Source organism: Candidatus Pseudothioglobus sp. Uisw_041 (genome assembly GCF_048087625.1).
Classification (GTDB): domain Bacteria; phylum Pseudomonadota; class Gammaproteobacteria; order PS1; family Pseudothioglobaceae; genus Pseudothioglobus.
Genome location: NZ_CP159805.1, coordinates 476,880 through 492,381, shown reverse-complemented (window position 1 = coordinate 492,381; position 15,502 = coordinate 476,880). Strand labels below are relative to the sequence as shown.

The following is a 15,502-nucleotide window of genomic DNA, read 5'->3' as shown; positions in this document are numbered from 1 at the left end:
GTTTAATTAATATTTATTAACAAAAATTTGATATAACTTTTTGAAAGTTTTCTTTTGAATACGATCCAGTAACAAAAGAGCTTCCTACACTATTTAAAAGCACAAGACGCAAACTACCATCAACTGCCTTTTTATCGACTGACATTGCCTGAATTAAGCTTTCACTCTTAATTCCCTTGCTTATGCTAATTGGTAAATTAGCCTTACTAAGAATACTCTGAATTCGCTCAAAGTCAGTTTGGGACAATTCTCCTTCGAACTGCGATAGCATTGAAGCCATACACATACCAATAGAAACAGCCTCCCCATGCAAGTAGACCCCATAACCAAAAGTATTCTCTATAGCATGCCCAAAAGTATGCCCAAAATTTAATAGCGCCCTCTTCCCATGCTCAAATTCATCCTGAGAAACGATGATCGACTTGTCTTTACACGAGCGATAAATTAAATCAATAATCAAACTATTATCACGCTTCATAATTGGATCAATATTGGCTTCAAGATGGGATAAAAAATCAATATTACCCAGTAATCCATATTTTATAACCTCAGCCATTCCTGCTGAGTATTCACGATCATTCAATGTACTTAGGGTGTCAACATCAATGATAACTGCTTGCGGCTGATAGAATGCACCAATCATATTTTTACCTAACTCATGATTAACACCCGTTTTACCGCCTACACTAGAATCTACTTGAGATAGAAGAGTCGTTGGAACCTGAATAAAATTAATACCACGCTGGTATGACGCTGCAGCAAAACCGGTTATATCACCAACCACACCGCCGCCAAGAGCAATCAAAGTGGCACTCCGATCAAACTTTTCTTGAAGAAGTGCATCAAATATAAGGTTTGTAGTTTCAAGTGTTTTATATTGCTCGCCATCAGGCAATATAACTACCTTCACAGTAAAGTTATCTAGTAACTTAGTCACTCTATCTAAATACAATGGGGCAACCGTTGTGTTAGAAACAACCATAACTTGCTGACCGCTTATATGGTCTTCAAAAAAAGATTTTTGAGACAATAAGTCACATCCAATATAGATTGGATATGACTTATCACCAAGTTCTACATTTAGAATTGTTTGATCATTCGTCATTAAGCAAATATCCTAGTTTCTCCGTCACCTGTAACATTTTCTATGCAGCGACTACATAGCTCTTTATGCAATTTATTTTGACCTATTTCAGGCCTATGATGCCAACATCGAACGCATTTTTCATACTCACTTTTTCTAACTAAGATTGCCAGTGAGTTATCAATATTAATAGCATTTGCTGGCCTATCCTTCAGCTGATGAACTTTTGCATCTGAAGTAATAAACAAAAACCTTAATTCATCTTTTAGTTCTAACAGAGCCTGATAATTTTCATCTTCACAGTAAATATCGACCTCAGCATCTAGTGATGAGCCAATGGTTTTAGCGCGCCTCATCTCTTCAAGTTCTTTTCTTAGATAGGCATTGATGTCTCTAGAAACATCAATTGAATGATTATTGAATTTAGCTTCCAGCCCTTCATGCCAGGTCTGTAAAAAAATACTTTCGTTTGGAGCACCTGGTAAAAATTGCCATATCTCTTCGGCGGTAAACGTCAAAATAGGAGCCAACCAACGAACCATGGCATGGGAAATATGAAATAGTGCACTCTGAGCAGAGCGTCTCGCTAAAGAATCAGATTGAGTAGTATATTGTCTATCTTTAATAATATCTAAATAAAAACCACCTAGATCATTTGTACAAAAATTTAATATTGCCTTCATTGCAAAGTGAAAATTGTACTCATCATATTCACTAATAACATTTTTTTGTAATTCAGCAGTCTTAGAGACAATCCACTTATCTAAAACGAGCATATGATCTATCTCTACAAGATCTTTACTTGGATCAAAGCCTTCCATGTTTGCCAACATAAAGCGCATTGTATTTCGAATCCTACGATAACTATCAGCACTTCTATTAAGAATTTCATCAGACACCGTCATTTCACCAGAGTAATCAGTACTTCCAATCCAGAGTCTTAAAATATCTGCGCCAAGCGAGTTAACAACTTTTTGAGGGGGAATTACATTACCAACCGATTTACTCATTTTATGACCATTTTGATCCACAGTAAAGCCATGAGTAAGAACTTGCTTATAAGGGGCCCTGCCATTAATTGCGCATGAAGTTAACAGAGATGATTGAAACCAACCTCGATGCTGATCAGAGCCCTCTAGATACATATCAGCGACATCACTTAAATGATCACTTGCCTTCAATACTGCATAATGACTTACGCCAGAGTCAAACCAAACGTCCAATGTATCGGTAGTTTTTTCGTAATCAGGCGCTTCATCACCTAAAATATCTTCAACTTTAAGTTTAAACCAGGCCTCTATACCCTCAAGTTCAATTTTTTTAGCGACAATTTCAAATAGTGATTCTGTCTCAGGATGCAACTCTCCAGAATTTTTATTAACAAATAAAGTAATTGGAGTTCCCCAATACCTTTGGCGTGAAATGCACCAGTCAGGTCTATTTCCAACCATTAATTCAATGCGTTTCTGACCCCAATCAGGGATCCATTTAACATTTAGAATCTCTTCATTGACTTTATCTCTTAATTTCTTTTGAGTCATTGAGACAAACCACTGAGGTGTCGCACGAAATATTACAGGCGTCTTATGTCTCCAGCAATGAGGATAAGAGTGCGTAATGGGTTCGTGTTTGACTAAAGTGCCTTTATTTTGAAGCAGGGTAATGATAGTGCTGTTAGCTTTAAAGATAAACTCTCCAGCAACACCATTAGTTGTCTCTATGAAAACGCCCCTTCCATCAACAGGGCACTCAACGGGTAAGTTATATTTAAGGCCAACTACGTAATCATCTTGGCCGTGCGCAGGAGCCGTATGAACTGCACCAGTACCAGCTTCAGTTGTTACATGCTCACCTAAGATAATTGGCACCTGCTTATCATAGAATGGGTGTTGAAGCATTATGCCTTCAAGGTCAGAGCCTTTATAAACTTTATCTATCTTATTCTTTGACTTCAGGTCAAACCTTTCAAGTGCAGACTCAAGTAAATCTTCAGCAAGAATAAAGTATTGCTCCCCTACATCAACTAAAACATAGTCCAACTCAGGATTAAGAGCAACCGCTTCATTTGCAGGTAAAGTCCAAGGCGTTGTTGTCCAAATAACAACAGAAATAGGCTTATCTAGATCAAAAAAATCACCAATAATCTTAAAAGCCACATCTACCGTATCAGAACCTTTGTCTTTATACTCAACCTCAGCCTCTGCAAGCGCTGAAGAGCACTCTGTACACCAATGCACTGGCTTAAAGCCCTTAGCAATGTGTCCATTTTTAACAATTTTCCCAAGTGAGCGGACAATATCAGCTTCATACTTAAAGTTCTTAGTTAGATATGGGTTGTCCCAGTCTCCAAGAATCCCTAAACGCTTAAAATCAACCTTTTGTTTTTCAATCTGTTGATCTGCGTAGACCCTACATGCTGCTCGAAACTCATCAGCATTTATTTTATGACCAACCTTTCCCTTCTTTTTTTCCACCATGTGCTCAATAGGGAGTCCATGACAATCCCAACCTGGAACGTACGGAGCGTCAAAACCTGACAAGGTTTTGCTTTTGACAATAACATCTTTTAGCACTTTATTTACTGCGTGACCAATATGAATATCTCCATTCGCATAGGGTGGGCCGTCATGAAGCACAAATAATGGCTTCCCTTTAAACTTGTGACGAATTTGTTGGTATAAATCCTGATCCTGCCATGTTTTTAGGAAACCACCTTCGCGATTTGCTAAATTGGCTTTCATCGGAAAATCAGTTGCAGGTAAATTTAAGGTATTTTTATAGTCAGACATTAAGGCGTTAATTTTTTCTATATTAAATCGCCATTATACTTGACACATATGGTTTAACAAGATTGATAATGCTTTTGAAAAGTAAATTAAAGCATATAAAAAAACATTAAATTAGCCTTTCAATTTAACTGCATTAAGTAACGCTTGGACTTGTTTGGGTTTGAGAAGTTCAGATTGATTTGCGCGCAAGTTATCTGGCATCCGAATGTCACTAAATCTTGTTCTAATTAGCCTTGAAACTTTAAAATCTAGAGCCTCCCAAAGTCTCCTAACTTCCCTTTTTCTGCCTTCCCTTACAACAACGTGATACCATCGATTTGCACCATCACCACCCCCAAGGGTTACTTTGTGAAATTTAGCAAACCCATCATCAAGCTCTATTCCACTAATTAATTGTTTTATATCCTCGTCACTAACCCTTCCTAAGACGCGCACTGCATATTCTCTATCTATTTCTGAGCTCGGATGCATTAGCTTGTTCGCTAGATCTCCATTATTAGTAAATAGTAATAACCCAGATGTATTAAGGTCTAGTCGACCCACCATAACCCAACGCGTATTTTCGGGCAGGAAGTCAAATACACTTTTACGGCCCTCTTCATCTTTGTTTGAACAAATAACGCCTGCTTGCTTATTAAGCATCAATACCTTAGTCTCTTCTTCTGAGTATCGCTTTAGGTCTATCAACCTTCCATCAATTGTCACCTTGTCGGCGATTGTTGCCTTATCGCCAAGCGTCGCTTCTTTGTTATTGACAGAAATTCTACCCTGCTCAATAAGCCTTTCCGCCCAACGTCTTGACCCATAGCCAGCATTGGCAATAAGTTTTTGTAGTCTTTCTGACATTTAGTTTTATCTCTTTTTAGTAGGTTATACCCATTGCATCTCGAACCTCTTCCATCGTACTTCGCGCAACTGCCCTTGCACTCTCTGAACCCTCAAAGATGATTTCTTGTATAAGGTTTGGATTGGATTGATACTTCGCTATATTCTCTTGGATAGGTTCTAACTCAGCATTAATTGCCTCTATAACAGGCATCTTACATTCAATGCACCCTATTTTAGCTTTTGTGCATCCTTCATTTACCCACTTGAGAGTTTCTTCTGATGAATATATTTGATGTAACTGCGATACTGGGCATTTTTTTGGATCACCCGGGTCAGTTAATTTAACGCGAGCAGGGTCTGTCGGCATTCTATTAATCTTTTGCTTGACTGATTCAGGCTCCTGTCTCAAGGAAATCATATTATTATAAGATTTTGACATTTTCTGTCCATCCAGGCCAGGCATTTTAGATGCCTTGGTTAAAAGAGCCTCAGGCTCAGTTAAAATTATCTTCCCTAGGCCTTCTGCATAACCTAAAAGCCTTTCTCTATCTCCAAGAGTAATATTTTGCTGCTCACCAAGCAAAGCTTTTGCCTTAACCAAAGACTCATCATCACCCGTCTCTTGATAAGACTTTCTTAATGCTCTATAGAGCTTTGATTGTTTTTTACCCATCTTAGTAACAGCAGCCTCGGCTTTCTCTTCAAAATCAGCTTCGCGACCATAAATAAAATTAAAGCGTCTTGCAACTTCTCGGGTAAATTCAACGTGCGCGACCTGATCTTCACCAACTGGAACCAGGCCAGCTTTATAAATTAATATGTCCGCACTTTGTAAAAGAGGATAGCCCAAAAAACCATAGGTCGATAGATCCTTAGTCTTTAATTTTTCTTGCTGGTCTTTATAAGATGGCACTCTTTCTAACCAGCTAAGAGGGGTTGTCATTGAGAGCAGCAAGTGAAGTTCTGCATGTTCTGGCACTTTAGATTGAACAAAAATTGTAGAAGTATTAGGATTAAGACCAGTTGCCAGCCAGTCAACAACCATATCCGAAACATTTTCTTCTAAATTAATTCTATCAGAATAGTGTGTTGTAAAGGCGTGCCAATCAGCAACAAAATAATAAGAGTCATACTCATTTTGAAGTTGAATCCAATTTTTTAGGACCCCATGATAGTGGCCAAGGTGTAATTGGCCTGTGGGCCGCATTCCAGATAATACTCGATGATCTTTCATAGTGCTTAATAGAAGACTTAAATGTTAATGAGTCAATTATCCCATAGATTGGCTATAGCTTTCTAAACCATCTAAAACCAAATTATCATAGGATTTAACTGACATAGGAAGCTCTTTGATTATTTCTTTTATAATGCCGCCACAGATAGTTATAACGCCGTCTGGGTATTTTAATTCAAAATTATGTATTTGAGAATTAACAGCTGACACAAGCATTGCATGAGTTCCGCTTTGCCATGACCCCTCAGTATTATTTTTCAGCTCAGAAGTGTTTATAGATAAATCATTTGTTGAAAACTTAGCAAAGCTTTCTCTTAGGGCCTTAATGCCAGGCATTATTAGGCCACCTTGGTGTATTCCTTTATTGTCAATAATGTCAAAGGTAACTGCGCTTCCAGCGTCAATTACTAGTAAAGGTGCATTTGGGAAGCGCTCAAGAGCTGCCAGCATAGCAAGAAACCGATCCACGCCAAAATTTGACGGATCATCATAGGACAGGGTTAATTTTCCATGCTGCCTTAATGGCTCAACAAGATTAACGGAACCAAAGTTAGCCTTTATCTCTGCAATAATACTTAAATGCGCAACAGCACTCACCCAAACTGAATCCGCTTTGGGCAATAATTCTAATGAAAAAAGATCTACGCCTTCAGTAAAAACCTCAGGGTCACACGTACGCCACTTAACAGCAGAGTTACCTATATCAATAAAGAGACTAGATTGGGACATCAAAGAGGGCTGCGTTGATCCATAAATGCATAAAAATACTTGCCACATAGCCTAGAGCAATTGCCCATATCCATTTAAGGTGTGAGACGAACGTATAGTGCCCTTTTGATTGTCCCATCAATGCAACACCTGCCGCCGATCCGATAGAAAGCATACTTCCTCCAACACCTGCAGTGAGTGTTACCAAGAGCCACTGGCCCAGAGACATATCGGGCGTCATCGTCAATACTGCAAACATTACTGGAATGTTATCAACGATGGCAGAAAGGATGCCTACCAAGACATTCGCATAGGTGGCGCCCAACTGAACATACATCGCCTCAGAAACTAATGCTAGGTAACCCATAAAACCTAGTCCACCAACACTTACAATAACGCCAAAAAAGAACAGTAGCGTATCCCACTCTGCCCTAGAGACCTTTCTAAATACATCAAACCTCTCTGAAATTGAGTCATTCGAGTTATGCCTAACTTTAATAAAGTAGCCAACTACCATAAGGTATCCAAGTCCTGTCATCATTCCCATCGCAGGTGGGAGATGCAGGAAATTATGAAAGCTTACCGCTGTTGCAATCGTCAACAAAAACATAAAGGTTATTACAATACCGCCATCCTTAATAACAACCACTTCATCTACAACCTCTGGCTTCTCATTTTTAATTGCAAAGTGCATAATAGCTGCGGGTATAAGAAAATTAACCAGTGATGGAAAGAATAAGACAAAGAACTGCTGGAAGTCAACCAGGCCTTTTTGCCAGACCATGAGCGTAGTAATATCTCCAAACGGACTAAACGCGCCGCCAGCATTAGCAGCAACAACGATATTCACAAAAGCAACCGAAATAAACTTTGCATTCCCAGCGCCAACTGCCAAGACCACTGCGCCCATGACAAGCGCTGTAGTAAGATTATCAGCAATAGGCGACATAAAGAACGCTATAAATCCTGTCAGCCAGAATAGCTGCCTGTAACTGAATCCTTTTGATATAAGATATACCTTCAATTTCTCAAAAACAAAGCGTTCACGCATCGCCTCAATATAAGTCATTGCTACTAATAGAAAAAGAAATAGTTCAGCATATTCTAAAAAATTATGCCTTAGAGCTGCTTCTGCTGCGTGTGGAATTCCTTTGGAGGCATACACCCAACCTATAATTCCCCATATTAATCCAGCAACCAAAATAACTGGCTTTGACTTACGAAAATGTGTGAACTCTTCAAGCATCACAAAGGCATAAGCAATAACAAATAGCGTTACGGCAAGATAGCCAGCCCAGTGACTCGTTAGATCAAGATTTACAGAATCCGTTGAAGCGAAAGCTAGGCTTGGAATTAAGCCAATTAATATTAGTAGTATTTTTTTCATTTTTGTATTCTTGTTAGTGTTGGGCCATGTTCATTATTAAGAGTTACTGCTTCATCTTTGAGCTCTACCTCTAGTGTAGCTAAGCAATAAAATTTCGAATTATATTTTATCCTAAATATAACTATTCCGCTTGATTTATAGCGGGCACCTCTAGCTTTTGCAGACTTTGAAGAGGCGCAGTAAAGAGAATCACCAACATTTACATCTGAATCTAGCACAAAGGCAAAAAGACGGCGCTTTGCTGAGCCCAGGTAATGAAGCCTCGCAACGACCTCCTGTCCTGGATAGCAGCCCTTTGAAAAATTAACGCCAAACTCATCAATATCCAAGTTGAGCATCTGCGGCACTAGCTTTTCACTAGTAATTGAAAAAATTTCTGGCAAAGAGGAGTCAACACAAGCCATATCCCAATGTTCTATTGGTTCCATATTAAATTTATTAATATCTTTTTTGTCAGTAATTATTAGTGATAATTTATCATTAATAACCAGTGATTTTTGGTGAGTCTGGCCAATAGATCCGACCTGGATATAGTCTTTTGTTGCATCTTCAATTGAGACATCAGACATTATGACAAACATCTGAAGCCTTGGCTTTATTGCCTCGAGCAAGTCTGAAGGAAATGACAGCAAGAAACTATCTTCAAGTCTCATTACCCAGAATAATGCCAGGATCTTTCCCTGATGCTGGCAATAGGCACTCAACTGAACACTTGAATTATTTAATTTTGTAATGTCATTGCTTAACTGCCCCTGAAGGAAGTTCTGAGCATCTAAGCCCGATACTTTTAGAAGCGCTCGATTTTTTAAATGAACAAACATATCTTAAGTAACTGGATAAATAGCTATATTTTATCTAATTTCACTGAGCTTATTTTCAATTAGACATAAAAAACCCAGAGCAAGCTCTGGGTTTTCTGAATATTAACTTATTACTAAGTCAACCGAACAGTCTAAACGAATTTAGAATGCTACAGAAGCCTTAAGTGTAAGTGAATCATCAAACGTGTTATAAGTCGCAGCTAATGTTGCGCCTGAAGTTAGAGCACGCGATATAGCAACAGTTGCGTATGAAGCCTTCTCAGAGATTGCCATCGTACCATGTGAAGTACCATGTACACCAGCAACTGATACAGCAGAAGCTCTCTTAGGAACAGAAGTTACAACCATTGTATTTCCAGCTAGACCAAATGTAGCAGTAACTTTCTGGCTACTAGCTAATGTAAGACCAACACCACTAACTGTTGTACCTAATGACCAAGTAGTTGCGCCAGCTTTATTAGTTACGCTTACATCCATACCAGCAATTGCTGCAGAAGCCGTAGTCGTGTCACCCGCTGATTTAGAAGTATGGCTCATAGTAACGCCAGACCATGTACCTGAAATAGTTACGTTTCCAGAGTTATCAACACCAACAGTAGCGTCACCGATTGGAGCATCTAGGCTAATAGTTACGCCTGTATCCATTGATTTTGTACCTTCAAGAAGGTTACCACCATCAGTTGTTCCGATTGAAGCTTCGTTGAACATATCAGCAGCAATAGTTACTGGACCAATTGTAGTTGCCATAGTAGCACTTGTCATGCCCATAGCTCCTGATGTCATTGAACCTGCAGTGTTAACACCACCACTACCATCAACGTCCATACCGACAGTTACAGTAGTTGTACCAGCAGTACCTGTGAATAACAAGTCAGCGTCATAAGAAGTTGCAGAAGGGCTTGATCCGTTATCGTCATACGATACAGAAGCTGTTCCACTTAATGCAATTGCAGCAACAGCTGAAGTAGAAGCTACTGCAGATACTGCGAATAATGCGATTAGTTTTTTCATTTTATTCTCCATTTAGAATATATTAATTGCTAAGGTCTTCCTTAGCAGCCTTTTGCTACCCTTACGAATAACAATAGAACTATAATAACCACTTCCTATGCCAATGTCAACAACTATTTGTAAAAATAAGACATTTAGTTGTTTTTTTTCAACAACTCATTCATATTTTAGCTTTAAACCCAAAGAGATAGGTACTTGCTCCAATATTTTATTACAGATATTAATCCATTAAACCCTTACTATTATTTTCTATTCTTATAATTATGTGGCTTTTTGTTACTTTATTACAGTTTTGTTGTGTTTTTCACACATCCAACAAAAAACCGGGCATGCCCGGTCTTAAAGCTAAACTTAATCTCGGCTACTTAAAACAAATACCCTCCATGACCAGCACCAATCATACAAAGAAGCATTGGAACCGAAAGCACCACGTTAGTTCTTGAGGCCATGGCCGCGGTGAACTTTGCCTTAGCAATCTCTTCAGCACTAGCTTCTACCATACCTAGAATTTTTTTCTGGTTTGGCCAGATAAGAACCCAAACATTAAATAGCATAATCGTTCCTAGCCACGAGCCTAATCCAATCATCTCAGCACCAGGCTTCAAAAGGAATGCATTAGTAAAACCGTAGCCCAATGAAAGAGCCCATGCACCTGTAAGCCACGTTACAGCAGCAGACATACGGAACCATAATAAAGCTTTTGGCGCAATATACTTACCAATTGCAGCAGGACCTGGTCCGCCTTCATCAGCAAGAGCATCTGCCATTGCCGGCACTTGAACAAAATTAAAGTAATAGAGCAGTCCAACCCAAGTAACACCAGCGAGAGCATGAAGCCACACACTTAGGTTACGTTGAATCAAAGATGAGCCTTCAGGTGACAAGTAGAACGCCACAAGAATTGCTAAAACAAAGCCTGAAACGATGGTGCCTTTAACAGAGGTTAATGGATTCATAATATATAGTTAATTGATTAATAAAGTTATCATTATAAATAGTTCGCTAACAGGTAAATGTTTTTTTATAATTTATATCTTATTATAATATATACTCAATTTTAAATAAAACCTTGGAACAACTCATGTCAATTAAATCAACAGTACTATTACCATTATTAATCCTAATTAGCACATTTGCATTATCGCCAATTAATGCTGCAGAAGCTCCCAGCTCTATGGAGTACCAAGGGACAAAGCTAATGCTTAATGGTCAGGGTACCCGTGTAAAGTTCTTCATGAAAGTTTATGATACAAGTCTTTATCTTGGCTCTCAGAGTAGTAATTCTGAAGAAATACTAAGCAGTAATGAGGCAATGGCTATTCGTCTCGACGTGACGTCCACTATGGTTACTACAGATGCTATGAAGGATGCATTGAATACAGGATTAGTTAAATCAACTGGAAACAATACCGGCCCTATTACTGAAGAAATTGAGCAACTCATCTCTACCTTTAATAGTGATGTTACTGATAGTGATTTTTTTGAATTTATCTATATGCCAGATGCAGGAACTAATGTACTTAAAAATTCAGCATATATCGATACAATTCCTGGAATTGAATTCAAAAAAGCTTTCTTTGGGATCTGGCTATCTAACAACCCAATTCAGAAAAATTTGAAAAAGGCGATGCTTGGAGGTTAGTCATTATATCGAATCCCCCTAATTCTTTTGCAGAGTGGCAAGATTATCCTTTAACGCTTGATCCTATTCATATAGCTTGGCTTAAAAATGCCAAAAAATCAAACACTGCCTTTGCTTTTGCTGACATAGAAGGAGTAGAGATATCTCATAAAAAATTTTTAACTGGGATTCTTTTATTCTCAAAAAAAATTGCATTAGTTACCGATCAGGAATAAAAGTCATGCCTGAACTACCAGAGGTTGAAACTACTAGAAGAGGACTAGAACCTCTAATAGTTGATAAAAAAATTATATCTGTTCATATCTATAAAAAAAAGCTTCGCTGGGAAATTCCTCAACATCTTATAGCTACCTTAAAAAATCAAACTATTCGGAAAATATCGAGACGTGCGAAATATTTACTAATTGACTTTAGTGATGGACAACTGGTTATGCATCTTGGAATGACTGGATCAATAAGTGTTGTCCCTATTATTGAACCGCTAAAAAAACATCATCATTTTGAACTTAAATTAGATAATAGTTCGAGCATGCGTTTTCATGATCCTCGTCGATTTGGCTCAATCCTTTGGCAAAAAAATGATGAGGAGCTTTCGCTTCTCAAAAAATTAGGTCCAGAACCATTAAGCTATGAGTTTGATGAAAACTCTCTCTTCAATGCTTCAATTGGCAAAACAAAAAACATAAAAACATTCATTATGGATAGTAATATCGTTGTGGGGGTAGGAAATATTTATGCATCAGAAAGTTTATTTCTAGCCGGCATATCCCCTAAAAGAGAGGCGGGTAAAACGTCGAAGAAGCGCTATAAGATTCTTGTAAATTGTATCAAAGAGGTTTTATCAGAATCAATTAATAATGGTGGCACTACTCTAAATGACTTTTCTAATGTTGATGGTGAGGCTGGTTATTTTTATCAAATCTTATCTGTCTATGACCGTAAAGATATGCCATGTAATAGATGCAGTGGTACAATTAAAAAAATTGTACAAAATCAACGAGCCACTTATTATTGCCCTAAATGTCAGCATTAGATAATCCCAAAGCCTTATTTCAAAGTACTTGCTCAACTAATTCAGAGCCTTATGCACTTCAGAATATTGGTGATATGATGTCGCCTGAATTCAGTGAAAATTGCATTATCATTGTCGATCCTGGAATGCCCATTCATAATGAGGCTTATGTAATAATTGATTTTAATGATGAGCTTTATTTTCGTCAGTATGTTATCGAAAACAATAACCAGCTTATGCGATGTCTTAACTTTTCCTATGAGGATATAAACCTGACTGATGATTTTGAAGTTCGTGGTTGTATTACTCAGCAAAAGCAGCGTAAACAGAAATCACTTCACTATTATTTACTTGAAAAAGAGAGTGGAGAAATGAAATTTAGTGGCAAAGGTAAAGAGAAAGAAATAACCCCTTAAGGCCGCCCCATCCATATTAGGTGCGCCATCCTTCCTGAGCACTCACCATCTCTTCGGTATGAAAAATATTGATTTGACTCTTTATAGCTGCACCTATCGCCCCCACTAATTGAAGTTACTCCAAGGCTTTTAAGAACTACCCTTGCTGCGTCATACAAATCAAGATAATATTTATTATTTAAATAAGCAAAGCAATTTTTAAAATTTTTATTTTTAGAAAGATATTGAGATTTAACTTCGCCGCCTACTTCAAAAGATAATTGAGAGATTGCCGGGCCTAAATGAGCTATTAAGTCCTCTCCATTACAATCCAAAGATTCAATTAAAGATTCAATTACTCCGTCAACTAAACCCCTCCAGCCAGCGTGAGCAATTCCAACGGCAGTGCCCTCTTTATTGCAGATAAAAACTGGTAGGCAGTCTGCCGTAAGAACCCCACAAACTGTTCCAGATTTTTTGCTATAACTTGCATCAGCATTAACTATTGATGATGTTGAGTCTGCATCAATGCTCATTTTAGAGTGCGTTTGATTAATCCATACTGGAGCAGAGGGTAGATTATAGCGCCTCAATAATAAGTCACGATTTGCCAATACCAAGCTCTGCTCATCACCAACATGAAGTGCCAAATTAAAGTTAGCAAAGTTACCCTTACTGTGCCCCCCATCTATAAGTCGTGGTGTTGAAAGTAATTTAATATTGCTCGGGAAAAAATTCATTAATATAGACAAGTCAAAATTATCAGGAATCGAATTTTTTTAAGACTTCCAAAAGCCTTAACATGTCATCTGGTAGTGGTGCTTTCCATGACATTAACTCTCCTGAAAAAGGATGAGTTAGAGTTAATTTTTTTGAGTGAAGCGCCTGCCTTTTGAAATTAAGTAGGGCATCTTTTAGCTCCTCACTTGCTTTTTTTGGAAAGCGTACACGGCCTCCATACATTGGATCACCAATCAGAGAATGTCCAACATGAGAAAGGTGGACACGTATTTGATGAGTTCGGCCAGTTTCTAAAATTGCTTTCACATGGGTGTGACTTTTAAACCGGTCAATTGCTCTGTAGTGAGTTGTCGCGTCTTTTCCACTCATTGAGACAGCCTGCTTAATCCTGTCTTTAGGATCGCGGCCAATAGGCTCATCAACAGTTCCTCCAGCAATCATATGACCATAAACTATTGCAGAATATTCCCTATCAATAGAATGATTTTGGAGCTGCTCAACCAAATATTTTTGTGACTTTGCATTTCTAGCAATAACCATTAAGCCTGAAGTATTTTTATCTAAACGATGAACAATACCAGCCCTATCAAGAGACACTAAAGCCGGATCATAATAAAGTAGAGCATTTGCCAATGTCCCACTCCAATTTCCTGCACCTGGATGGGTAACAAGCCCGAATTGCTTATTTATTACAATAATATCCTCATCTTCATAAACAATATTTAGTGGGATTTCTTCAGCAATCCAGTCATTACTTTGCTTCTGGTTTAAAGTTAAACAAACAATTTCAGAGCCGCTCACTTTGCCCTTTGGCTTAAAAGTCTTTTGATTAATTAATGCATCTCCAGATTTAATCCATGTTGTTATTTTTGAGCGTGAATAATCAGGAAGCATTTCTGACAGAGAAGCATCTAGCCTACTTCCTGTCATCCTCTCTGGAATGATTATATTTAGTGATTTCATATCGTTATTTTAATTGATATCCATAATAAACTTAGCCTTGTTGATAATTTAGACGCTAAGATTTAATATAAATAAAAGAGGCTTAAATTTAACCTCATAAGATAATTAAATAGGCATCAAGAATTCAGATAATATGTAAAATAAATAAAAAAATTCAAAATATAAATCTATTTTTTAAGTTTAAAAACTCTAAATATGAAAAATAAAAAAGAAAATACTCCGCAAAATCTTCCCAAAGAGAAAGTTGATATTGTTTTAGGTATGTATTCTAATGACAAAATAAATGAGGCTATCGAAATGATTAAAGCCTTAAATGAAGACTACCCTAATGTACCATTACTATTCAACTTACTAGGCGCATGCTATTTAAAATTAGGGCAATTTGATCCTGCTGCACAGTTCTTTGAAACTGCAATTTCAATAAAGCCAGACTACGCTGAAGCATTTTTAAATCATGGCATAGTCATGAGAGAGGTTGGTAAGCTTGATCACGCAGCCAAAAGCTTTAAAAGAGCAGTAGAAATTCTACCAAGTTACTTTGAAGCTCATAATAAGCTAGGAGTTACGTTTATAGATTTAAACCAATATGAGGATGCAATTGAACATTTAGAATGGGCAGTGGCATACAAGTATGATTTTGCTGTGGCTCATAATAACCTTGGGGTTGCTAATAGAAAACTTGGTCAAATCAAAAATGCAGCTAAAAATTTTAAAAAAGCTATAGATATTAATCCAAACTATACTCTGGCTCATTTAAATCTTGGTATTGCTCTTGTAGATCTTGGGAAAAAAGATGATGCTGTCAAATCGTTTGAGCTGGTCTTATCTATAGAGCCTGATAACTCTCTTGCGCATGAAAAATTAAAAGAACTCAGCCCTGAATAAAT

At 37.7% G+C, this 15,502-nt stretch carries 15 protein-coding genes; 4 read left to right on the top strand and 11 right to left on the bottom strand.

Features of this window, described 5'->3' with window-relative positions; genetic code table 11:
* Positions 1-16: 16 nt before the first annotated feature.
* The 9 genes from aroB to ABXT44_RS02475 all read right to left on the bottom strand — a co-directional run bounded on the left by aroB (position 17) and on the right by ABXT44_RS02475 (position 10,818).
* Positions 17-1,105 carry a 3-dehydroquinate synthase gene (aroB, locus tag ABXT44_RS02515; protein ID WP_416687891.1) on the bottom strand — a complete coding sequence of 363 codons (1,089 nt, stop codon included), beginning with the start codon at positions 1,103-1,105 and terminating at the stop codon, positions 17-19.
* Positions 1,105-3,873 carry an isoleucine--tRNA ligase gene (gene ileS / locus ABXT44_RS02510; RefSeq protein ID WP_416687889.1) on the bottom strand — a complete coding sequence of 923 codons (2,769 nt, stop codon included), beginning with the start codon at positions 3,871-3,873 and terminating at the stop codon, positions 1,105-1,107. Before ileS ends, aroB begins: the two co-directional genes overlap by 1 nt.
* 111 nt (positions 3,874-3,984) lie before the next feature.
* Positions 3,985-4,719: a pseudouridine synthase gene (locus ABXT44_RS02505; RefSeq protein ID WP_271537910.1), complete on the bottom strand. Its 735-nt coding sequence runs from the start codon at positions 4,717-4,719 to the stop codon at positions 3,985-3,987.
* 16 nt (positions 4,720-4,735) lie between these two features.
* Positions 4,736-5,935 carry a tryptophan--tRNA ligase gene (locus ABXT44_RS02500; protein WP_416687887.1) on the bottom strand — a complete coding sequence of 400 codons (1,200 nt, stop codon included), beginning with the start codon at positions 5,933-5,935 and terminating at the stop codon, positions 4,736-4,738.
* Positions 5,936-5,971: 36 nt separating this feature from the next.
* Positions 5,972-6,664, bottom strand: coding sequence for a type III pantothenate kinase (locus tag ABXT44_RS02495; protein WP_416687885.1), 693 nt, complete (start codon positions 6,662-6,664; stop codon positions 5,972-5,974).
* Positions 6,651-8,030, bottom strand: a complete 1,380-nt coding sequence (gene nhaD, locus ABXT44_RS02490; protein WP_416687883.1) for a sodium:proton antiporter NhaD — start codon at positions 8,028-8,030, stop codon at positions 6,651-6,653. The genes ABXT44_RS02495 and nhaD overlap by 14 nt, the downstream gene beginning before the upstream one ends.
* Positions 8,027-8,851 carry a YgfZ/GcvT domain-containing protein gene (locus ABXT44_RS02485; protein ID WP_416687881.1) on the bottom strand — a complete coding sequence of 275 codons (825 nt, stop codon included), beginning with the start codon at positions 8,849-8,851 and terminating at the stop codon, positions 8,027-8,029. Before ABXT44_RS02485 ends, nhaD begins: the two co-directional genes overlap by 4 nt.
* A 141-nt stretch (positions 8,852-8,992) precedes the next feature.
* Positions 8,993-9,862, bottom strand: coding sequence for a hypothetical protein (locus tag ABXT44_RS02480; protein WP_416687879.1), 870 nt, complete (start codon positions 9,860-9,862; stop codon positions 8,993-8,995).
* A 365-nt stretch (positions 9,863-10,227) separates the two neighbouring features.
* Complete coding sequence (locus tag ABXT44_RS02475; RefSeq protein WP_416687877.1) at positions 10,228-10,818, bottom strand: urate hydroxylase PuuD; 591 nt, start codon at positions 10,816-10,818, stop codon at positions 10,228-10,230.
* 125 nt (positions 10,819-10,943) lie between these two features.
* Between ABXT44_RS02475 and ABXT44_RS02470 the strand changes: the two genes are divergently transcribed.
* The 3 genes from ABXT44_RS02470 to ABXT44_RS02460 all read left to right on the top strand — a co-directional run bounded on the left by ABXT44_RS02470 (position 10,944) and on the right by ABXT44_RS02460 (position 12,932).
* Entirely contained in the window at positions 10,944-11,504 is a 561-nt protein-coding gene (locus ABXT44_RS02470; RefSeq protein ID WP_416687876.1) for a chalcone isomerase family protein, read from the top strand.
* A 220-nt stretch (positions 11,505-11,724) separates the two neighbouring features.
* Positions 11,725-12,537 carry a bifunctional DNA-formamidopyrimidine glycosylase/DNA-(apurinic or apyrimidinic site) lyase gene (gene mutM, locus ABXT44_RS02465; RefSeq protein WP_416687874.1) on the top strand — a complete coding sequence of 271 codons (813 nt, stop codon included), beginning with the start codon at positions 11,725-11,727 and terminating at the stop codon, positions 12,535-12,537.
* Positions 12,525-12,932 carry a S24 family peptidase gene (locus tag ABXT44_RS02460; protein ID WP_416687872.1) on the top strand — a complete coding sequence of 136 codons (408 nt, stop codon included), beginning with the start codon at positions 12,525-12,527 and terminating at the stop codon, positions 12,930-12,932. The genes mutM and ABXT44_RS02460 overlap by 13 nt, the downstream gene beginning before the upstream one ends.
* Here ABXT44_RS02460 and pgeF read toward each other — a convergent pair.
* Both pgeF and rluD read right to left on the bottom strand, forming a co-directional pair.
* Positions 12,929-13,651, bottom strand: coding sequence for a peptidoglycan editing factor PgeF (gene pgeF / locus ABXT44_RS02455; RefSeq protein WP_416687870.1), 723 nt, complete (start codon positions 13,649-13,651; stop codon positions 12,929-12,931). The genes ABXT44_RS02460 and pgeF overlap by 4 nt on opposite strands.
* Before the next feature lie 22 nt (positions 13,652-13,673).
* Positions 13,674-14,615 (bottom strand): 23S rRNA pseudouridine(1911/1915/1917) synthase RluD, encoded by a 942-nt coding sequence (rluD, locus tag ABXT44_RS02450; RefSeq protein WP_416687869.1) that lies wholly within the window; start codon positions 14,613-14,615, stop codon positions 13,674-13,676.
* Positions 14,616-14,810: 195 nt separating this feature from the next.
* On the opposite strand from rluD, the gene ABXT44_RS02445 reads away from it, so the two are divergent.
* Positions 14,811-15,500 (top strand): tetratricopeptide repeat protein, encoded by a 690-nt coding sequence (locus tag ABXT44_RS02445; RefSeq protein ID WP_416687867.1) that lies wholly within the window; start codon positions 14,811-14,813, stop codon positions 15,498-15,500.
* The last annotated feature ends 2 nt before the right edge of the window (positions 15,501-15,502 follow it).